The organism is Paenibacillus phyllosphaerae, from assembly GCF_014192105.1.
GTDB lineage: Bacteria > Bacillota > Bacilli > Paenibacillales > Paenibacillaceae > Paenibacillus_Z > Paenibacillus_Z phyllosphaerae.
On record NZ_JACHXK010000020.1, the window covers coordinates 86,704 to 107,146 of the forward strand.

General features: G+C 54.8%; 17 protein-coding genes. 3 read left to right on the top strand and 14 right to left on the bottom strand.

Translation table 11 applies throughout. The annotated features are described in order from the left end of the window. Window positions 1-203: 203 nt before the first annotated feature. The 3 genes from FHS18_RS28135 to FHS18_RS28145 form a co-directional block, all read right to left on the bottom strand. Window positions 204-1,154: a copper amine oxidase N-terminal domain-containing protein gene (locus tag FHS18_RS28135; protein ID WP_183603721.1), complete on the bottom strand. Its 951-nt coding sequence runs from the start codon at window positions 1,152-1,154 to the stop codon at window positions 204-206. Between the two features lie 584 nt (window positions 1,155-1,738). Next, window positions 1,739-2,899, bottom strand: a complete 1,161-nt coding sequence (locus FHS18_RS28140; protein WP_183603722.1) for a glycosyltransferase family 4 protein — start codon at window positions 2,897-2,899, stop codon at window positions 1,739-1,741. A 121-nt stretch (window positions 2,900-3,020) separates the two neighbouring features. Then, entirely contained in the window at window positions 3,021-3,314 is a 294-nt protein-coding gene (locus FHS18_RS28145) for a hypothetical protein (RefSeq protein WP_183603723.1), read from the bottom strand. 171 nt (window positions 3,315-3,485) lie between these two features. Between FHS18_RS28145 and asd the strand changes: the two genes are divergently transcribed. Then, window positions 3,486-4,274, top strand: a complete 789-nt coding sequence (gene asd / locus FHS18_RS28150) for an archaetidylserine decarboxylase (RefSeq protein WP_183603724.1) — start codon at window positions 3,486-3,488, stop codon at window positions 4,272-4,274. Window positions 4,275-4,378: 104 nt separating this feature from the next. Here the strand turns inward: asd and pdxR are convergent, their stop codons facing one another. After that, complete coding sequence (gene pdxR / locus FHS18_RS28155; RefSeq protein ID WP_183603725.1) at window positions 4,379-5,905, bottom strand: MocR-like pyridoxine biosynthesis transcription factor PdxR; 1,527 nt, start codon at window positions 5,903-5,905, stop codon at window positions 4,379-4,381. A 117-nt stretch (window positions 5,906-6,022) separates the two neighbouring features. Here pdxR and FHS18_RS28160 point away from each other — a divergent pair, with 117 nt between their 5' ends. Beyond that, window positions 6,023-6,646 (top strand): pyridoxamine 5'-phosphate oxidase family protein, encoded by a 624-nt coding sequence (locus FHS18_RS28160; protein ID WP_183603726.1) that lies wholly within the window; start codon window positions 6,023-6,025, stop codon window positions 6,644-6,646. A gap of 38 nt (window positions 6,647-6,684) precedes the next feature. Here the strand turns inward: FHS18_RS28160 and FHS18_RS28165 are convergent, their stop codons facing one another. Beyond that, a complete protein-coding gene (locus FHS18_RS28165; RefSeq protein ID WP_183603727.1) occupies window positions 6,685-7,470 on the bottom strand; it encodes a helix-turn-helix domain-containing protein in 786 nt (261 codons plus the stop codon). Window positions 7,471-7,820: 350 nt separating this feature from the next. Here FHS18_RS28165 and FHS18_RS28170 point away from each other — a divergent pair, with 350 nt between their 5' ends. Beyond that, the gene (locus tag FHS18_RS28170) at window positions 7,821-9,125 is read left to right on the top strand and encodes an aminotransferase class I/II-fold pyridoxal phosphate-dependent enzyme (protein WP_183603728.1); all 1,305 of its coding nucleotides are present in this window, start codon (window positions 7,821-7,823) and stop codon (window positions 9,123-9,125) included. Between the two features lie 58 nt (window positions 9,126-9,183). On the opposite strand, the gene FHS18_RS28175 is transcribed toward FHS18_RS28170, so the two are convergent. The 9 genes from FHS18_RS28175 to FHS18_RS28215 form a co-directional block, all read right to left on the bottom strand. Then, entirely contained in the window at window positions 9,184-10,689 is a 1,506-nt protein-coding gene (locus tag FHS18_RS28175) for an ABC transporter substrate-binding protein (protein ID WP_183603729.1), read from the bottom strand. A gap of 132 nt (window positions 10,690-10,821) precedes the next feature. Continuing rightward, window positions 10,822-11,892 (bottom strand): aminopeptidase, encoded by a 1,071-nt coding sequence (locus FHS18_RS28180; RefSeq protein ID WP_183603730.1) that lies wholly within the window; start codon window positions 11,890-11,892, stop codon window positions 10,822-10,824. A gap of 17 nt (window positions 11,893-11,909) precedes the next feature. Then, window positions 11,910-13,154 (bottom strand): ABC transporter permease, encoded by a 1,245-nt coding sequence (locus tag FHS18_RS28185; protein ID WP_183603731.1) that lies wholly within the window; start codon window positions 13,152-13,154, stop codon window positions 11,910-11,912. After that, window positions 13,138-13,902, bottom strand: a complete 765-nt coding sequence (locus tag FHS18_RS28190; protein ID WP_183603732.1) for an ABC transporter ATP-binding protein — start codon at window positions 13,900-13,902, stop codon at window positions 13,138-13,140. The genes FHS18_RS28185 and FHS18_RS28190 overlap by 17 nt, the downstream gene beginning before the upstream one ends. A 147-nt stretch (window positions 13,903-14,049) precedes the next feature. Continuing rightward, window positions 14,050-15,735 (bottom strand): S-layer homology domain-containing protein, encoded by a 1,686-nt coding sequence (locus FHS18_RS28195; protein ID WP_183603733.1) that lies wholly within the window; start codon window positions 15,733-15,735, stop codon window positions 14,050-14,052. Window positions 15,736-15,901: 166 nt separating this feature from the next. Beyond that, window positions 15,902-17,329, bottom strand: coding sequence for a DEAD/DEAH box helicase (locus tag FHS18_RS28200; RefSeq protein ID WP_183603734.1), 1,428 nt, complete (start codon window positions 17,327-17,329; stop codon window positions 15,902-15,904). 29 nt (window positions 17,330-17,358) lie between these two features. After that, complete coding sequence (locus tag FHS18_RS28205; RefSeq protein ID WP_183603735.1) at window positions 17,359-18,132, bottom strand: SDR family NAD(P)-dependent oxidoreductase; 774 nt, start codon at window positions 18,130-18,132, stop codon at window positions 17,359-17,361. Window positions 18,133-18,468: 336 nt separating this feature from the next. Further along, a complete protein-coding gene (locus FHS18_RS28210) occupies window positions 18,469-18,930 on the bottom strand; it encodes a chemotaxis protein CheX (protein ID WP_183603736.1) in 462 nt (153 codons plus the stop codon). Between the two features lie 335 nt (window positions 18,931-19,265). Next, window positions 19,266-20,273, bottom strand: coding sequence for an HRDC domain-containing protein (locus FHS18_RS28215; protein WP_183603737.1), 1,008 nt, complete (start codon window positions 20,271-20,273; stop codon window positions 19,266-19,268). Between the last annotated feature and the right edge of the window lie 170 nt (window positions 20,274-20,443).

The window sequence follows — 20,443 nt, forward strand, 5'->3', positions numbered from 1 at the left end:
CCTACAGCGTAACGTTTAACTGGACTTCCCTTCGGGTCTTTATATGGTTGAATGGATGCATTACCCCAATTGAACGTTTCAGCAGCTTGAAGGCGGATTAATGTGGTAGATAAGGGTTCTATTAAGGCAACGAGTAAAGTTAATAGAACAACTAAGGAAGTTACTTTTTTAATCTGAATAATCCTCATAAGACTCTCCTACAATTAAAGTTCATTCTTTATGAGAAGAAGAGAGTCTACAGATCCTAGAGCATATATCCCAATATAATCGATATTCTTCAACTTTACATTTTTATAATTTTCAGCATATGTACCGAACTGATCCGAACTACTTGCCACTAGATTATAGTGGTAGGTCTTTCCGTTAAAAGTGGAATAACTGACATCATTTCTAGCCCGCGTTGGACTGTTCTTTTGGAGCAAATAATAGGCGCGGCCCATTTCAGCTTTATCGTAAACAATGGTTTGTAAAGCTTCTCCACCCTCAAGATTTACCGTCTTATCAATCCTATAATAGATCTCATCCTCAATTTTGAAAGGAAAATCAGATGGTTTTATAATCCTGACTGTTTTCATTTCATTCTTTGTGCCAGCATTTAATATGAACTGTCCACTCTTTCCAGAATAATAAGATTTATAAGGAGTTACATCCTGAGCGTTAGCTATTTCAGTAACCTGGGGCACGTCCTTATGGCCAATCCAAACGAATTGTACTGTGGAATCCCATTCTACTTTTTCGCCCAGCTGCTCACTAATGAAGCGTGTTGGGACCATCGTTCGATTATTTTTAATATAAGGGGCTTCGTTCAATGATATGTTCTTACCATTGGCAACAGCTGTTTTGGATCCGATAGTTATTTTGACTTTCTTTCCTGCCTTAGCAAATGTAATTTCCTTGCCATTGCTGCTTAATGCCAATTGAGCTCCTAGAGCTTTCGAGACAGCCGAGAAAGGAACAAATACTGTTCCCCTAACATTCTGTGGAGGAACGTCAGAAGCGATCTGACGAGCGTTATATAGCACTTTAATGTCCAATGCCGCTTTCTTAAAATCTGTTTCAGCCTTAGAAGCAGCAAATGCTGTAGGGACGGCCGTAGCGATAAGCATCGTTGCAACTGCAAAGGATGCGATGATTTTTTTCTTGTTCGTAGTCATTTTCAAATCCTCCTAATATGTTCTTTCAAAATAACGAAATATTTAGCGGCCCCAAAGAGATACCGCCTTGGCTCGGCGTTACCATAGATCCGGAGAGGCTCCGACGAAAAGGAAACTGGAATACCGCAGCTGGAAGCAAGGATATGCCGGGAAAACTTTTGGTTAGAGGACGGCCTATGGGTACGCTAGGGACAGGCAGAAGCGACAAATCACTGACCGCCCTCTCCGACACTGGCGAGATAAAATCTATGAAACATGAACGATAGTTCTACGATCTGGCATGTGTATCGCCCGCAATAGGATGACGAAATCATCTATATGCTTCTTAATTGGGTTTCGGCTTTTGCCCAATAGCATATTCCCTTCTCACGATCAAATCTCTCATTCCCTCTCAAACACCTACCACATTCTACCACCCAAACTCCAACTTAGCGACATTTTTTGACAAAAAAAGCACCTGCAGGCAAGCTCTAATTTGAGCCTACTTGCAGGTGCTTCCTGTCCATAGTCCGTTCGCATGGTTTATGATTGCTCCTATCATACTTCAGCCCAAAGGAGGAAGGCAACCCCTTCGCTGCAAAATTTCACAGCAGTCCGCTCTCCTGCAGCAAATTCAAGTAACGCTCGGCGGAGTGCTTCCACGTGAAATGCTTCTCCACGCGGTCGCGGCTGTTGCGGCCCATGGCGCGGCGCAGCTCGTCATTGCGCAGCAGCTCGAGCAGGCGCTGCTCCATCTCGTGCTCGACTCGTTCAGGGCTTACGAGATAGCCGGTTACGCCATCCTCGATAATCTCCTTCATCCCGCCGGCTCTAGTGGCGACGACGGGAAGCCCGCATGACATCGCCTCGACATTGACGAGTCCGAACGCCTCCTGCGAGTTCGAAGGAACGGCTGCCACATCGGCAGCGAGGAACCAGTCGGGTACCTCGGTATGCGGCACATACGGCACGAACAGCACGTGCCGTTTCATGTTGGCCCCCATCCGGTGAAGCATCCGCGAATAGGTGGTGGTACGCGTTGAGCCGTAGAACGCGCCGCCGACAATGACGAGCAGGATCGAAGGATGCTGCTCGATAAGTCGAGGCAGCATGCGCAGCAGATGGTGCACGCCTTTGATCTCGAGCAGCCGGCCCATGAACAGCACTACGCTTCGTCCTTCCCAACCACGCATGGCACGCAGCTGCGCTCTTCGCGCCGCTCCTTCATAGACGTATTGCGAAATAAAACGTTCGGTCTCCACGCCAGGATAGACGACGCTTACTTTATGTGCAGCCTGCGGTACCCGGCGAATGACATCCGACTTCAAATATTCGCTGTTCACGATAATGCGTTCCGTCTGCGCAAAGCTGCGGGCAAGCGTTGCAGGCAATATGGCATTCGGGCGTATGAAGGTCGAGGAGTGCAAATGCAGCCATAGCCGGCTTGACGGACGCAGCTTCCGAAGCTTAAGTACATAATGCGGCCGGTTCTCCACCTCCGTCAGATCAGGCGCCCATTGCCGGAGCGATGCCGCGACTTGAGCCACGTATTTGCCCTTGTCCGCTGCCGGATACCTGCGGCATTTGACCCCCTTGAGCATACTGAACCGCTTGAGCCTGGCGCCGATTCGGCCGTAGATCGTTGCATCCACGCTTGGTGCGAGCTGCGGAACCAGCTTCTCGATCACCCGCTCGACCGATCCCCCCTTGGGAGAAGGAAGCGGAAAAGCGCCCGGCGTGACAAACGCGATCCGAGGACGCGTCATGCTCTAATCAACTCCTTCGCACATGGCTTGTCGATGTAGCATACGAAACTAGCATCAACTCTGTCACGGCATCTCCCTATCGCCCCTGCCTTATGTTTATACCTTCCTGGCACCCGTACCGTTATTCGCGCTCGCCCTCGATAGTGAGCTGGAACAACCGCTCAATGAAATAAGCTCCGAGATAGGCGCTGCTGATCAGGAAGATTTCGTTTAAGAATATTTCATGTACCGTCGTCATCAATACTTCGTCATTCACGATAATCTCGATCACCTTACTGCCGGCAATCGACGCCGCAGCGAGCAATGCCAGAGACGCCGCGCCATCGGCAATCTTGCGCCAGATGCCTCCGAGACGTCGCAGCAAGTAAATGAACGCCGCACCGATCATATTCGCGGCCAGTACGATCCACACCATGATCTTCACCTCTTTATAGCCCAAGCATCGTCCAAAAGCAGACGGCCCAAACCTGCCCCGTACACCACGCAGGTGTCGCAGACTCTATTGCTTAAAGACGCGCGATATGTCAAACTAATCGGAGGCCAAGCAACAAGGCGTTAACCGATAGAAAGGACGTGTACGACCCGCATGACCAAGTGGCTGCTCAGATCCATGACCGAGCTCAGCTCGCGCAAATGGATCTCTCAATTGACAGGCCGATTCGCACAATCTTCCGCCAGCCGGCGTTTTATACCGAAATTCGCTTCCATGTATGGCATTCGCCTCGAAGAAGCTGAGAAAGCGCTGCATGATTACCGCACGCTGAACGAATTTTTCACCCGCAGATTGAAGGAGGGCATGCGAACCGTAGACACCGCGATCGAGGCGCTCGTCAGCCCCGTTGATGCGCTCATCACCGGCGCAGGACCGATCGAAGCCGGGACGATTCTGAATGTCAAAGGGCAGGATTATACGGTCGACGAACTGTTGAACCGTTCCCCCCGGACCGAGAGTTACAAGGACGGCTACTATATCGTCCTCTACTTAAGCCCGACGGACTACCATCGCATACATACGCCGGTAAGCGGAACCATCGTGGAGCGTGAACATATTCCCGGCAAGGTATATCCGGTCAACGACTTCGGCCTGCGTCACATGAAGCGCGTCCTCAGCCGTAATGAACGGCTCATTACCTACATCCGGAACGGAGCGGGCGAGACCGCTGTCGTGAAGGTCGGCGCCATGAACGTAAGCAGCATCAAATATGTCGAACCCCGCAAGGACCAAGTCGAGAAAGGCGATGAGCTTGCCTATTTCGAGTTCGGATCGACGGTGGTGCTCCTAATGGAAGACGATTCTTTCATCCCGCGTTCGGATTTGGCCGTAGGGCTTAAAGTACGCATGGGCGAGCGGCTCGGCGTTCTCGTCGAAGACTGAGCCTGACACTATCATTCCTATTCTATTCCTCAACCCAACGCCGCTGACGCAGGCAACCGTATCGGTTCGCTCTCGCACAGCGGCGTTTCTCATAGCATCAGCCCCTACTCCCCGTTATCTCCTCCGAATAACATACCGGCAATACTGGCAATCCGGCTGATGCCTTCCGCAATCTGCTCTTCCTCCAGATGCGCGAATCCGAACAACGCCGTAGGCGGGCACTGCGCGCCTCGCTCAGACTCCACTTGCTTCTCCGGTTCCGTTACCCAATATCTCGCCCCATCCGTCCAATACACGCCTTCCGCCCGGCATGCCTCACGCAATCGAGCATAGCTTCCAGACTCCCCCAGCCAAAAAGCGAACAGATGGAGTCCCGCATCCGTCTCCACGATGCGGAACCAACGGCCAAGCTGCCGCTTCATATCCTGCTGAAGCTGTTGCAGCCTGCGACCGCTCACCCGCCGAATGCGCCGGATATGGCGCTCATATCCGCCGCTGGCCATGAACGAAGCCAATCCCCGCTGGCTGACCGTCCCCGAGCTTGTCGGATGCAGCAGCAGCTTGGCCCTGCGAAAAGGCTCGACCAACACTTCGGGCAACAGCACGTAGCCAATCCGCTGATCGCCGAGCATCGTCCGCGAGAAGGTCCCCACATAGACGACCCGGTCGTCGCGATCGAGCGCCTTCAAGGGCTCAACGGGCCGGCCTCCCCAGCGGAAGGTGCTGTCATAGTCGTCTTCAATGATGACGGCTCCCTGCCGGTCCGCCCAATCGAGCAGCGCCCGCCGCCGTTCGATCGAGAGCACCGCTCCTGTCGGAAAATGCCGCGTCGGCGTAACAAACAGCAGTCGGGCCTTCCAATCGCTCGGCACAATGCCGGCATCATCGACAGGCGCCAGCACCAGCTTCCCGCCTGCCGCTCGCACAGCCTGAACAATGCCAGGATACGTCGGGTTCTCGATGACCACCGGATCATCTGGCGTAATGAGCAGCATAGTCAGCAACGCGAGCGCCTCCATCGAGCCGTTCGTCAGCATGATCCGAGAAGCATCCGCCCGGATTCCCCGTTCCCGCCATAGATCTAATGCGATCGCTTCGCGCAGCGGCCGGTAACCCTCTCCAGGTTCGCGCTCATGAGGCTCCAAGAGCGCCCGGATCTCCGCATACATGACCTTCTTCCATTCCTCGGCGGGGAACAGCTTCGAATCGAACGAGGCGATATTGAAGTCGATCACCTGTCCTGAGCCGCCACCGCTTCTATTCCTTATACGTGGAGGAAACGCAGGTTGTAATCGCTCAGCCCAAGCGGAGAGCGCAATATGTGCTGACTCCTTCTTGCCTTTAATCGACGCTGCTTCGCGCGCTTGCCCCTCCGACTTACGCTGATAAGCAACGAAGGTGCCGCTGCCTGCTTCCGTCCGCACATAACCATCGGCATACAGCATGTCGTAGACCTGATTCACCACGCCTCGCGAGAGTCCGTGCCTGCCGGCAAGCTCGCGGCTCGAAGGGAGCCTCATGCCTTCCTCCGCCAATCCGCTTACGATTGCGTCCTTGATGGCATGGTATAAGGCCTCGGTCTTCCGCCCGAAAGCTGCATAGTAGGTGTCGTATCCGCTCAGAAAATCCATCTCTCTCGCCTTCTCCCCTAAACTGGTCTATTATAATCATGCTAAATTGGACCTTTTGAATTGTCAATATTGGCGCTAGAATCGCATATATCCAATCCATTGCAGGAGGTTAGCGTCATGAGAAGATCTGAATTCGAAATCGGCGAAGAAAAGATAGAGGATGTTGAAGCGTTCTTGCGGGAGATGAGCTTCGGCTTTCTCGGCACCATAGACGAGGAGGGCATGCCGGCGATTACGCCGCTGAACTTTGCGTACGTGAACCAGGCGATCTACTTTCACGGGAGCCGTGTCGGGGAAAAAATGCGTTCCATTCGCGAGCAGCGCAGCGTAACGTTCGCAGTGGCCAAGGAATTCGCGGTCATCCCCTCCTACTTCTCCGATCCGCTCCTCGCCTGTCCGGCGACTAGCTACTTCAAATCGGTCCGGATCGACGGACAGGCCGTTGTCGTCGATGATCCGAACGAGAAGGCACTTGCGCTCGAAGGCCTTATGCAGAAACTGCAGCCGGAGGGCGGCTATAAGACGATCGACGCGAACGATCCCGACTACGTTTCCCGGTTAAAGGGCGTTGCCGTGGTCCGGATCGACGCCAGGCGCACCGTGGCCAAATTCAAGTTCGGCCAGAATTTGAAAGACGTTCCCCGGCAAGCGGTGGAAGAAGGGCTTGCGCAGCGAGGCGCGCAACATGACGAAGAGACGATCGCCCTCATACGCCGCTACTGCCCGCACCATAAGGAATAGCCGCCTCCCCACGAAGTAAGAAAAGCCCTTCGCAAGATCTATCGGATCTCGGAAGGGCTTTTGCCTGTATATTGCTTGAATTGGCGGCTGAAGAAGAAAATATCCCGGTAGCCAAGCGCGTCCGCTACCTCGGTCACGTTCATCCCTGCATGCATGAGCAGATGCTGGGCGCGTTCGATGCGCGTGCGGATCATGTACGTCTGCACGGAGACGCCGACGATCTCCTTGAACTTGATCGAGAAATATCGCGGCGATAGCTGGGCGCGCTGGGCCAAATCCTCCACCCGATGCGCAGATCCCGGATTCTGCCGGATAAAGTTGGCGATCTCATGGATCGCCTCGGTCAGCTGGTTGCTTGCCTTGCGTTCGACCGGTCCTTCGAGGTCGTCGCGCAGCAGATGGATCATCAGCTGCTTCAGGATCAGCCTCGCCTCCTCCTCGGCCGCGTAGGTCTTGACGAGGAAGAGCCGGACATACCGTGAGAGCAGATGCTCGAAATCGACGGTCTCCGTCAGTACCCGATAGGGGACTGGCACCAGATCGACCGGCTCGCTGACATCGAAATGAATATACGTTAAGACGAGCGGCTTCTGCGGGTTATGGGTAGCGCTCGTATGGTCACCGGGACGGAAGAGAAAGCAGCTTCCTTTGCCGACCGGGAACGCTTCGCCGTTCAAGATGACTTCGCCTTCGCCGCTCCAGACGTAGAACAGATCATAGTTGGCCATCGGTTTTTCGCGTTTTTGCCATTTCCAGCCGGGTTCGCAGACGATTTTTGCAAAGGAGGGCTTTAAGATATATGAAGAAGGCGGTATGTGCAGCATCGCCTCAATCCTCCTATCGATAAATCACGGCGCTGCCGGAACCTCGCCTGCAGCTTGCCGATTCTTGTCGTTGTCATTCTACACTGAGCGCCCAGCAATCGCAAGAGAGATACCGCATAGTGTATAGGAGCGGAGCGGTTAGAGCCCTATTCGTATGCCGTAGCGTGCTTCAGGAAAACGGCCTGCTACATGACTGGTAGCGCGGATATGTTTTTACAATAATAAATCTTGACAATATCGCGTCTTTTATGGGCTTCTGATGTTAAATAGTGCTATAATAGCGACTAAACAGATTTCAACTTTGGAGCCTAAGCATACGAACCAACATTTGGAAGGATGGAATGAGTTCAATGAACCCACTTGCCCAGCAGCTGAACGCGACGATTGAAAGCGAGAATCCGCATGTCTATGCGATGCTATCGTCACTCGGCAAAGCGATTTATTTCCCGAAAGTCGGCATTCTAAGCCAGTCGGCGGAAGCGAAATCGAAAGCGAAGAAGTTCAACGCAACAATCGGCATCGCAACAGAAGGCGGTCAGCCGATGCATCTGAAGGTCATTCAGGATACCCTGTCCGCGTACAATCCGAAGGACATTTATGAATATGCGCCTCCAGCAGGCAAGCCAGAGCTGCGCAGCGTATGGCGTGCCAAGATGCTGAAGGAGAATCCTTCCCTTGAAGGCAAAAGCTTCGGCAATCCGGTTGTAACCAACGCCCTCACCCACGGGCTTAGCATCGTGGCCGATCTGTTCGCAGATGCCGGCGATGCAGTCGTTATTCCGAACAAGAACTGGGAGAACTACGAGCTGACCTTCGGCGTACGCCGCGGCGCAGAGATCGTGGAGTACCCTCTCTATAATGAACAAGAACGCTTCAACAGCGCAGGCCTGCGCGAAGCGCTGATCGCACAGAAGGATAAGGGCAAAGCGATCGTCGTCCTGAACTTCCCGAACAACCCGACGGGCTACACGCCGGATGCCAAGGAAGGCGATGAGATCGTGGCCGCGATCCGCGATGCGGCTGAAGCTGGCGTCAACGTCGTCGTCGTCACTGACGATGCGTACTTCGGCCTCTTCTTCGAGGACTCGCTGCATGAATCGCTGTTCGGCAAGCTCGCCGATCTGCACCCGCGCGTACTGGCCATCAAGGTCGACGGCGCGACGAAGGAAGAATATGTGTGGGGCTTCCGCGTCGGTTTCATTACCTTCGCGAGCAAATCCGACGCTCTGCTGAACGCGCTGGAGCAGAAGACGCTCGGCATTATCCGCGCGACGATCTCGAGCGGCGCTCACCCATCGCAAACGTTCGTCTTGCATGCGCTGCAATCGCCTGAGTTCGAAGCGCAGAAGCAAGAGAAATTCGATATTATGAAAGCCCGCGCGAACCGCGTCAAGGAACTGCTCGACAGCGGCCGCTATGGCGATGTATGGGGATACTACCCGTTCAACTCCGGCTACTTCATGTGCTTGAAGCTCAAGGGCGTACACGCCGAGACCGTTCGCCAGCGATTGCTCGACGAGTATGGCATCGGCACGATCGCGCTCGGCGAGACCGACCTGCGCGTCGCGTTCTCCTGTATCGAGGAGCCGAATCTCGAGGAGCTCTACGACTCGATCTACAAAGCGGTTCAAGAGGTTACCGTAGCAAGCAAATAAGCAACAGATGCAACAAGGCCGCTGTCCGATGATTCGGAACAGCGGCCTTTCATTTCGATCAGGATGCGGTAGCGGCGGCACTTTCGCTCACGGCGTCCGGGGCATCTTCTTGGGTGGCCGGACTCGTCTCCGCATTCTCCCCTTCACTCGCGCCGGCATTCTTTGCTTCCGCCGCTTTTCGCTCGGCTTCCGCCTTCTTCGCTTTCTCCAGCTCGATCTGAGCGGCGGCCTCGGCATCCTTCAACGCCTGGTCGATCGTCTTCTTGCCGTCCTTCACCGAATTGATCTCTTTCTCGAGTACCGTATTGAACGGGCCGTAGAATTCCTGCGGCAAATTCTCGTACTGGTTTATCATGTCTGTGCGCGGCTTCAGCGTGTAAAACGCTTCAAGACTGACGCCGTTACGATCCTGCAGATAGGGCAGACGGGCCATCAGGTTGCCGTTCATGGTGCGGGACAGCAGCTTCGCAGCAAGATCGCCGTTCATATATTTGACCAGTTGCCATGCGGCCTTGGCATTCGGCGTCTTGGCGTTAATGACGAAGATTTCGTTCGCGCCGATCGACGAACCTACGGTCGGATTGGCCGGATCGACCGGTTCGGTAGACAAGCCCAGGTTGAATTTCTTGTAGTCCTTTATGTTATCTTCGGCTTGTTCGAGCTGCTGCAGATAATACGAACCGCTGATTGTCATGGCCGCTTTGCCCGAGAGGAACTTATCTTGGCTTAAATAGCTTTCATACGTCCCTCCCATGGGCATATCGTTCTCCCCTGACATCCCCTGCGCATAGTAGGCGCCTGAGTTGACCGTATCGATCGCGAGCTGGAACGCTTGCTTCCAGCCGTCCGTGTTCAGCGACACTTTGGTGCCCGCCGGGTCAAGATAGCGGAGTCCTCCCGTACCGCCGATCTGCATCCCTAGATTCGTCAAATTGTAGTAGTCCATATAGAAGCCGTACACGCGGTCATCCTTCGACCCTGTCGTCGGGAAGCGTTGAGCCAGCTGCAGAATTTCCTGCCAGCTCATGCTTGCCTGAGGCAGCGGCACGCCATATTTTTCGAACAGATCCTTATTATAGTAGAGCGCTTGCCCGTAGAAGGACGGCGACAGCCCGTACAGCTTGCCGTTGCCCTTCTCCCTTAGCACTTCAATCATGCCCGGCAGCAGATCCTCGCTCTTGAAATCCTCTTCGGTGAGCATCGACTCCAGATCGAGCAGCATATCCTTCTCGACCAACTTCGCGTATTGGTCCATCGATACCATGATGACATCCGGATTCTCCTTGGCGATGAAATCATCGAACGCCTTCTCGTAATCCGTTACGCCGTCCCGGAACATCGAGTTGGTGCTGGCTACCTCGATCTCCACGTTCGGAAACTTCGCATTGAACAAATTGCCGTACTGCTGGAAGAAATAAGACTCGTCATAATACGTCACCTTCAAATTCCCGGCCGCTTCTTCATCCATCGAATAAGCCGAGTTGTCGCCTCCACAGCCTGCCAGCATCGTCGTCGTGAGCAATGTTGCCGCAAGCGCAGCTGCGGATTTCTTTGAAACTCTCATCTTCAACCTCCTAGAATTATAAACTCTAGTAGATTTTACCATCCATAGATTCATTGTCAAATTTTCCCTGCTAAAAAAGCCCGATCCGCCGCGGTTATGCGTGAATCAGGCTCTCTATCGTAACGCTTCTATTTAGAACAGCCACTTGCCGTCCTTCTGCACCAATTCGCCGTCCAGATACAGCTCTCCGCCGTTCTTCAGGCTCTTGATCATGTCCCAGTGGATGACCGATTCATTGCCGGGACCGCCCGCTTCATAAGCGCGGCCAAGTGCCAGATGGACCGATCCGCCGATCTTCTCATCGAACAGAATCTCCTTGGTCGGATATTCGATGCCGAAGTTGCAGCCAATGCCCAACTCCCCAAGGTATCGCGCGCCTGCGTCCGTATCGAGCGCAGCGATGAGCGCTGCCTCGCCCTTCTCGGCCGAACATTCGACGACGCGGCCCTGCTCGAACTTCAGGCGGATCCCCGCAATCTCTTGTCCATTGAAGATTGTCGGCCATTCATAGTAGATATGCCCTTCGGTTAGCAGATGATTCGGCGAGAAATAAAATTCGCCGTCCGGCACGTTACGGTAGCCAGCGCACATGACTGCCTTTCGGCCCGAGATATCGATCGTGATGTCCGTCTCGTTGGCGACGATCCGGACTTTCGAAGCCTGATTGAATTTCTCGGACGCCGCCTGCATCGATTCGAGAATCGCGTCGTAGTCCACGTTCACGGCGCTGTAAACGAAATCTTCGTACTCGGACAGTGACATGCCGGCGTCCATCGCCTGCGCCTGGGTCGGGAACATCGTCAGCACCCAGCGGGCGCCGCCCTTCATCAGATACTGCGACAACTCGGAGGTCGCCTTCCGCCGCTGTTGGATCCGCTTCGGATCGACGTTCGTAAGCTCCTTGTTGTTCTCCTCGCCCAGGATACGGATGACGGCATCGGATTGCTCATAGAGCCATTTCATCGCTTGAATGTCAGCTAGCTGCGCATCGTTCGCTTCCCCGATGAAGATTCGCTCCATCTCCGGCAGCGTCACCTGGGTGACGGGATGTCCCCCGGCACGCAGCACTTCCCGATACACCTCGCGGATGAGCGGCGCGGTTACGGCCTCGCCGATAATGAGGACACGTTCGCCCTCCTTGACTTTAATCGAGTGGCCGACGAGTACCTTGGCCAATTGTTCTACGCGTGGATCTGCCATCATTGATTTCCCCTTTGACGTTAATCTTCTTCCAAATCCAGCTGCATCTTGCGGCGCAGCCGCCCGGGCCGCACGAGCAGGATAAGCACAACGGCGGCAAGCGCATTGACGACCAATTGAGCGATATAGCCTTGACCGGGCAGCAGGATCGCATGCGGTACCAGCAGCAGGATTGCGCACAGCACATAGGCGGAACGGTCGACGCGTTGGACCGCTTCGAAGCGCAGCCGGTCCGGCAGCGGATAGACATGGCGCCATACGGAATGCCGATGCGCTTGCGTCAGTGCCGCCAGTTGGACGCCGACGAGCCAGACGAACAGCACGTACACGGCGGCGGCTCCCCAGCCCAATGCGAGACCGGACTCGGCGGCAAGCGCGCCGCAGAACATGCCGAGCAGCGTCAGGCGGAGCGTAATGCCGCCAAGCTCGGTCCGGTAGAGCGAATGGGCGTATAGGTAGACAAAGGCGTTACTCTGCTTATAGGCAATCGACTTCGCCATCCAAGCCAAGTACCCTCTTCGCGCGATATTGGCCGTCTCCGACGGCACGTCCGCGAACGCGCTGAAGAATACGACATAACGCCGTTTCGTCTTCCGCTCTTCGCGGATAAGCGTCTGCCAAGGCAGCCTGAATTTGCTCATGGAGCGGTAGAGCAGCCCGAATAGGACGATGCTGAGTAGCGTTATAGTCAATCCGATCCAAGGCTCCGACTGCACGAGCGCTCCGACGCATACCGCCGTGACGAGCCAACGGAGCACGCGGATCCCTCTTCGGCTGCCGTTCCACACCATGCGCCGCTCCTGCCATGCGGCATAGGCGCCAAGCAGCTTCAAGGCAATGACAACACCGACGAGCAGTGCCGCATGCAGCTGTCCAGGACCTTTCACATAGATCGGAATATAGATCAAGCAGACGAATAAGACCGCAGCCAGGCCAGCCAGCCCATTGTAACGTAACGACTTGCTTATGTAACGATCCATCTGCCCTTCAAGCGGCATCAGGAAGACCAGATCCGCCTCTCTCAGCCAAGTGCGAAGCGGATTGTAGCTGATGAACGGCGTGAGCGCCGCGATCCCGACGATGGTAAAAGGAAAGTCAGCCGGCATATCCCGCAGCAATGACGTATAGCTGGCCAGCGCCGTAAGTGCCGCCATCGCGAAGACGAAAGGCACTCCGCTCCGAAGCATATCGCTTATGTACGGCATCGATTCCCGCCAGAATGCGCCGACGCGGGCTTTCCACAAGGACTCAACCGATCGTTCCATTCGATCCCCCATCCGCCGTCAGCCGGTAGAAGGCTTCCTCGAGCGAACCTTCTCCTTCCCGAAATCCCGCTGCCGCGCACACTTCCGCCAGCGTTCCGTACGCAATCATCCGGCCATGATGCAGCACGATGAATCGATCGCAATACGTCTCCACCGTCGACAGGATGTGCGAGCTCATGAAGATCGCCGCGCCTTCGCGCTTCACCTCGACGAGCTTATCGAGCAGGGAGCGGATCCCGAGCGGGTCCAGACCCAGGAACGGTTCGTCGATAATATAGAGCGGCGGCCGGGCCAGCAGCGCGTTCATAATCATCACCTTTTGCCGCATTCCCTTCGACAGATGCGCCGCGAATGCCCCGCGCTTCGGCTTCATGTAGAATTCGCCGAGCAGGTCCGTCGCCAGCTGTTCATACCGCGCCTGGTCGACGCCGTAAGCCATGCCGGTCAGCCTTAAATGTTCTTCAACGGTCAGCTCATCGAATAAGAGCGGCGTCTCGGGCACATAGGCCAATGCGCTGCGGTAACGTTCCGGGTCCTCCGCAAGCGTCGTTCCCTGGATGCGAATTTCGCCGGTATGCGGCTGCATAAGTCCGAGAATATGCTTGATCGCCGTGCTTTTGCCCGCGCCGTTCAGACCGATCAGACCGATCATCTCGCCTGGCGCCAGCGTGAATGACAGTTCATGCAGTACGGGCTTGCGCGGACTATATCCGCCCGTTACCCGTTGTACGTCCAATACCGGATTCATTACATTCACCTCACTATTGCCATTATACCGAAATTCGCCTCACATTTGAAAACGCCTCTCTAAACGCCAAAACCCCTACCCTCCCGTCAACACGTGACAGAGAGAGCAAGGGTTTTACTTACGCAATCATTATTGTATTATTCGCAATTATTCAACCTCGATCTTCGTTACAAGACCGTTCGTCAGCGTAACTTCTACTTCCGCTCCAGCAACCAGGTCGGATGCGTCGCCTTCAATCACGACAGTCTCAGCTACGTTCAGCACGAGCGCTTGCGTGCCGCCAGTCACTTCCTGCGTGAGCGATACGGTTGCGATTTTGCCCGACGCATTCAGGATGACGCTGTTCAGCTTGCCTTCGTAAGTAACAACCGTCGTCTCAGGCGCTTTCTTCGTCACTTCGATGAAGATCGCTTTGCTGTCGTCCGTGCGCACGAGCACTTCGTCGCCGGCTTTAAGCGCGGAAGCTTCAACCTTCACGCCGTCGCGGAAAACGAACACGTTGGATGCAAGCGTTACCGTGACTTCGGATTTGTCGGCTTTCACGATCGTCACCTTATTGTCGGCAACAGCCGCTTTCAGCGCGCCCGTGATGGAAGCTTCAATCGCCGTCTCGCCGTTCTTCGTGACTTCGATGAAAATCACTTTGCCTTCAAACGTGCGGACGAGCACTTCATCGCCGGCTACGAGCGCGGAAGCTGCGACTTTAACGCCATTGCGATAGATGAATGCATTGTCAGTCAGCGGCACCGTTACTTCGGACTTGTCTGCTTTCACGATCGTTACTTTGTTGTCGGCAACGGCTGCTTTCACCGAACCCGAGAAGGAGGCTTCAACCGCTTCTTCAGCGGAATCGGTCACTTCTACGAATACTGCCTTGCCTTCGTACGTGCGGACCATGACATCGTCGCCTGCTTTGAGCGCCGAGATCGAAGATTTTACATCATTGCGGAAAATGAAGACGTTCGACGCGAGCGGTACCGTCACTTCCGTTTTGTCGGCCTTGACGATCGTGATCGAACCGTTCGAAGCTGCTGCTTTCAGCGTACCCGTGATCGCTTGCGCATCTTCATCATTGTCCGGCATTTGCTCGTCCGTACGGTCAAGCAGCGCCGCCAGCTCTGCGCGCGTTACCGGTTGGTTCGGACGGAACGTGTTGTCGTTGTATCCCGTGATCAGCTTCTTCTCCAGCGCGACTGCGACATATCCGACCGATGCTGCAGGAATGTTCTTCGCATCTTTGAAGTTCAGCGCCGTATTGCTCTTCGCCTTCGCTTCGGCTTCCAGCCCCAGTGCCTTCACGAGCAGCGTTGCCGCGAACAGGCGGGTAGCAGACTTGTCCGCTTGAATGCTTGCGTCCGTCTCAGCGAACAGATCCTTCTCCAGCGCTACGGCCACATAGCCGACCGCCCACGGATATTTCTTCTCCAGCTGGTCCGCATCTTTGAAGTTCAGCTCAGTCGCCAGCTCCTCAGCGGATTCCGCCTGCTCCTTCAATCCCATCAGACGAACTGCCGCCACGATCGCTTCAATGCGCGTGATCTCCTTGTTCGGTTTGAAAGTACCGTCTTCGTAACCGTTAAACACACCCTTCGAAGCGAGACGAACGATATATTCAAGCGCCCATTTCAATTCCTTTTCATCCTTGAAATTGACGTTGATGTTCACTTCTTTCTTGCCGCCATTGCCTTTGTTCTCTTTCGAGCTTTCGTACTTGTCCTTGTTGTTGCCGTTACCATTACCTTTGCCATCGGCAAACGCGCTCGTTGCTCCGCCCGCCAGTGTCAGTACCGCCATCGATGTTACCGCCGCTTTTTTCAACATTGCCTTCTTCATCAATTGCCACTCTCCCTCATACTGCGGTCTCTGCCGCGAATTTGCTTTTACGCCGATACTGTTCGACAGGGTGTACGTTTTTTGAGGGGGTGCAGCCAATAATTTTGTTTCAGATTGGTAAAAAAGGACCAACCGCATGCGGTTGGTCCCTCTGTTCAATCCCTTGTTATTGTTGGTCGCGCTTGGCTTTGAGCCATTTTGGCGCTCCTTTATTTTTGCGCTCGCGTTCGCGTTGCGCTTTCGCCGCCTTGGTCATCGCAGCTTGCGGTTTGCCGCCAGCCTGAGGACGACCGCCTCCTGCTTGCTCCGGCTTGCTGCTTACTGCCGCAGTTTCCTTGACTTGGGCACGTTCAGCCGCGCTGCCCGCTTTTGCTTCAGGTCGGTTGGAAGGTCTGCGATCGGCAGCTTGCCCCGATGGTTTGCGGTCACGGTGCGTTCCGATCTGGTAGGAAGTCAATTCTTCCGGATCCCACAGACGCCCGCGGAACATGCGCTTCTCTTGCAATTTAATGTTCAGCTGCTTGCAGAACTTGCTCATGATGAACACCTGCTGCGGCGTAACGATCGTGACGACCGTGCCATTGCGGCCCATGCGCCCAGTCCGGCCTGCCCGGTGGACATAATGGTCGGCATCGGTCGCCGGGTCCAATTGGACGACGAGCGGCAGACCCGCGATATCGATGCCTCTTGCCGCTACGTCGGTGGCGAGCAGCAGTTGGAGCCGGCCTTCGCGGAAGCGCGTCAAGGTCGCGGCACGGCGCTGCTTGTCCGCATCTCCGTACAGCGTCTCGATATTGAAGCCTTCATAGCCGAATTTCGATTCGTAATTGGCGATCTCATCCGTATCGTTGATGAAGAGCAGAGCCGATTTGGGCTCCAGCATCCGAATCAATCTGCGCGCCGCATCCACCTTATCCCGCTTGTCCGCGACAAGGTAATAATGTTCAACCTGCTCCGGCAGCTTCTGGTCCGTCGTGACGTCGATCGTCTTCGGATTCTGCATCCAACGATCTTCCACGTCCTCCATCGCTTGCGGCTTCGTGGCGGAGAAGAACGCGATTTGGCGCTCGCGCCCCATTGCCTTCAGCAGCGTATCCACTTCACCGGTCGAACCCAGCTGGAACACTTGATCCGCCTCGTCGATGATGAGAAACTTGATATTGTGCAGCTTCAGCTTGCCGGCCATATAAATTTCGTGGACCCGGCCAGGCGTGCCGACGACCAGGTGAGGACGCTGCTTCAGCTTCTCCACTTGACGCTGCATCGAAGCGCCGCCGATCAGCTGATGTACCCGGATGGACAGCTCCTCGCCGTACAGCTCCGCTACGCGGTAAATTTGCATGGCCAATTCTTGCGTAGGCGCAAGCACCAACACCTGCAGCGCTTCGCTGCCTGCCTCGATTCGCTGCAATGCCGGCAGTATGAACGCAAGCGTCTTCCCTGTCCCGGTCTGCGATCTTGCGGTCACGTCATGCCCAGCCAGCAGCTCCGGGATCGCCGCAGCTTGCACCGGCGTCGGCTGATCGATCTGGTTGTCCTTCAATTTTGCTGCCAATTCAGCCCGAATCCCCATCGATTCCCAAACAACGTTCATCGTCGTAATGCTCCTTTAGTCTTACATCCTTATTTGCGATTCAAATATTTGCCCGCGATCCTGTCGGCAAAGCGGGGCGCAAGCCCGTACAGCCGAATGCCGATTCCCGCGGACAACGGCATATCGACCTCGGGTATGCGCTTGTCGATTACCTTCACGATAGCATCCGCTACCTGCTCCGGCTTCAGCATATAGCTGCGCACGCTCTTCGCGTATCCGCCCTCGGGATCGGCCGTCAGCAGGAACGGCGTGTCGATCGGTCCCGGATTGACGGCCGATACGGCGATGGACATCGGAGCAAGCTCCGCGCGCAGCGCATTCGTAAGTCCGAGCACCGCGTGCTTGGTTGCCGCATACGCCGAGGCTTTGGCCGTGCTCAGCTTACCGGCCATCGAAGCGATATTGACGATATGCCCGCCGCCCTGCTGCTTCATAATCGGCAGCACCGCCTTCGTGCAGCGGACAACGCCCATATAATTCGTATTCATCATATCTTCAAAATGCCCGATTGGCGCGTCGATAAAACGCTCGAACAGCCCAAATCCCGCATTATTGACGAGCACGTCGATACGGCCGAACTCACGGGCGATCTGTTCGATCGTCCGGTTCACCTCGTCATTGTCGGTTACGTCCATGACATAACTGCCGCAACGGCCCTTGATGGAACCGGCAGCAGCCGCAAGTTTCGCCGCGCTGCGGCCGGTGATGACCGGTACGGCGCCGGCTTGCGCCAGCCTTCTAGCCGCTTCAGCACCGACCCCGCTGGCAGCACCGGTTATAACCACAATCTTCCCATTAAGCAATCCCGATCCCTCACCCGTCGCGCATGCACATATTCTCTCGTATTACTTTAACAGAGTGGCCTCCATTACGGAAGGAGCATATGCGCGAAATGCAAGGTGAAACGGCTGTCGCCGTCCCCTGGCGGCGCAGCGCGTTTCATTCCGGAGAAATACAAGGCGATTGATAAGCGTGAACTTATAAATTCTTATATTTCAAGGCGAAACGGCTATCGCCATTCTCTGGCGCCGCAGCGCGTAGCATTCCGGAGACATAGAGGCCGAAGGATAAGCGTGAAACTTATGCATACCTATATGTAAAAAAGCCCCCGGCGGGAGCTTTAATGTAAACAAATGGACTTAAGATGCAATGAGAACTTGAATATCCAGCTCGCCAATACCGTCCATAATCAGCGGTATTGTCAGTGCTTTCTTCGCTTCGAAGCCAGCCGATTGTGCGGAATGCAGTACCTTAGGCGGTGTAATGTCTACACGCACGCCTTGATTGAACAGCATCGTGCTTGCGTTGCCGCTGATCATATTGCCTAGCTCCGAGATAGCGCTCTTGCCCATCTCGTCCATCTCGGAAATCGCGAAGCCGCCCATCATGGCGGAAACCATCTTAATCGCAACCTCTTCACTTAGACCCAGCACGATATCGCCGTTCAGTTGGCCGTTCAGTCCGATCTGAATCCAAATATAATTCTCAACAAATTTAACGTCTTTCACGCCAAGTTGTCCCGTTGCCGGTCGAATCTGAACAACCTGTTCGATGACTATTTTAGCAGATTCCAAGAATGGGTTAATATACTCGGCATTCATCGCGAGGTAGCGCTCCTTTTTCGACTCGTTTCATATCCCTGCTCATATTATACTAGATCGAATAGGTCAAGTATACTATGCCTTTAATGGAAATATACGAGTCATCTCTGATTTTGTCGAACTATGTTCGGGATAGAACTTATATCGGACATATGATCCAAAAACATTAGAGATCGCTCACAAGCTGACCATCTTTTCATCGGCTAAATAGTACCAACAACCCACGGTGAAACGGCTGTGACCATTCTCTAGCGGCACAGCTCGTTTCATTCCGGAGAAATACAAGGTTCAGATTCGAGCCATGCTCTACTGCTTAAAGCCGCTGGCTTAGCGTGTTAGACCGCTTCGTTGTGGGTGCGCCGGAAGCGAAGCCGGATAAGCCGCAGCCGGTCATACAGCTGGTCGAGCGGCTGTCCGGGACGCTGGTCTTCGCCATACACTTGATGAAGCACAGGCTTCAGGTATCGGTCGCCGATAATCGTGAGCGCTTCCCAGACTTGGTCCTGCTCGACCTGGGGCATATGCTGAAGTTCCCGCTGGATAAGCGGCTCGATATCATAGCCTTCCACTTCCAGGCGCTCGATCCGCTCCATCAGATCGCGGCGTGGCATCGACAGCTCCTCTTGCAGCTGTGCAAGCGTCTTGCCGTCGGCTATCGCGCCAAGCAGCAATTTCTTCTCCTGCTGCCGATCCATGATCGCCTTATACTTCGCTTCCTTCTGTCGGAAGAGCCACTGCGTGAATAGCTGCGGTTCAAGCGCCTCTTCGACCCAATCGAGCGGGAATGGGCGCGGCTGCTCGAACGTCCCCGTAAGCTTCAGTATTTCTTCGCCGTAGGCCGTCTGCTTCGTCTCGCCCCAGCCGGGGATCTGGTCTAGCTCTTCGGCCGTGTGAGGCACATAGGCGCTGATCATCCACAGCATCCGGTTGTTCGCGACGAGGTAAGCGGACTTCTTCTCGGAGGCTGCCTTCGTCCGCCGCCAATCGCGCAGCGCATCGAATAACGCCGCATTCATATTAGCCTCTCCGTAGCAATGAAGCATCGCATACATACTGCCCGATCCCGTGGTCGGCTTGCGGTCGTCCAGCAGCCCGTCAATAATCGGCGAATAGCCTTCCCCCATCTTAACGGCGATGCCATGCCGGAAGGCAGCCATCATCTCTTCCCAAGATCCGCCTTCGAACCAGATCGAAGCCGGCGTCTCTTCCTCCTGCATAATCGCCTCTTGCGTCCAGAGGACAGACCATTGACCCTCCGATTCGCCAATGGAAACTTGGGCCCGCTCCTTCATCTCGCGCTCGCTGTTCACGCGCTCGAACGTGTTCAAAAATACAATCTGCATCTGATATCCTCCTATTCGAATCGTACGTATCGTTGATACTGAGCCAAATCTGCGCACAAAAAAAAGCACCTCTTACGTCCGGTTACCGGACATGTAAGAGGTGCTTCCCCGCGTACATCGATTTGATTGCTCACATCATAGCATAGGCTGGCTAATATTGACAAGGGGAA

Coding starts and splice junctions, on each gene's coding strand:
- FHS18_RS28135 (WP_183603721.1), bottom strand. CDS start 1,154: ATGACTACGAACAAGAAAAAAATCATCGCATCCTTTGCAGTTGCAACG.
- FHS18_RS28140 (WP_183603722.1), bottom strand. CDS start 2,899: ATGACGCGTCCTCGGATCGCGTTTGTCACGCCGGGCGCTTTTCCGCTT.
- FHS18_RS28145 (WP_183603723.1), bottom strand. CDS start 3,314: ATGGTGTGGATCGTACTGGCCGCGAATATGATCGGTGCGGCGTTCATT.
- asd (WP_183603724.1), top strand. CDS start 3,486: ATGACCAAGTGGCTGCTCAGATCCATGACCGAGCTCAGCTCGCGCAAA.
- pdxR (WP_183603725.1), bottom strand. CDS start 5,905: ATGGATTTTCTGAGCGGATACGACACCTACTATGCAGCTTTCGGGCGG.
- FHS18_RS28160 (WP_183603726.1), top strand. CDS start 6,023: ATGAGAAGATCTGAATTCGAAATCGGCGAAGAAAAGATAGAGGATGTT.
- FHS18_RS28165 (WP_183603727.1), bottom strand. CDS start 7,470: ATGCTGCACATACCGCCTTCTTCATATATCTTAAAGCCCTCCTTTGCA.
- FHS18_RS28170 (WP_183603728.1), top strand. CDS start 7,821: ATGAACCCACTTGCCCAGCAGCTGAACGCGACGATTGAAAGCGAGAAT.
- FHS18_RS28175 (WP_183603729.1), bottom strand. CDS start 10,689: ATGAGAGTTTCAAAGAAATCCGCAGCTGCGCTTGCGGCAACATTGCTC.
- FHS18_RS28180 (WP_183603730.1), bottom strand. CDS start 11,892: ATGATGGCAGATCCACGCGTAGAACAATTGGCCAAGGTACTCGTCGGC.
- FHS18_RS28185 (WP_183603731.1), bottom strand. CDS start 13,154: ATGGAACGATCGGTTGAGTCCTTGTGGAAAGCCCGCGTCGGCGCATTC.
- FHS18_RS28190 (WP_183603732.1), bottom strand. CDS start 13,902: ATGAATCCGGTATTGGACGTACAACGGGTAACGGGCGGATATAGTCCG.
- FHS18_RS28195 (WP_183603733.1), bottom strand. CDS start 15,735: ATGAAGAAGGCAATGTTGAAAAAAGCGGCGGTAACATCGATGGCGGTA.
- FHS18_RS28200 (WP_183603734.1), bottom strand. CDS start 17,329: ATGAACGTTGTTTGGGAATCGATGGGGATTCGGGCTGAATTGGCAGCA.
- FHS18_RS28210 (WP_183603736.1), bottom strand. CDS start 18,930: ATGAATGCCGAGTATATTAACCCATTCTTGGAATCTGCTAAAATAGTC.
- FHS18_RS28215 (WP_183603737.1), bottom strand. CDS start 20,273: ATGCAGATTGTATTTTTGAACACGTTCGAGCGCGTGAACAGCGAGCGC.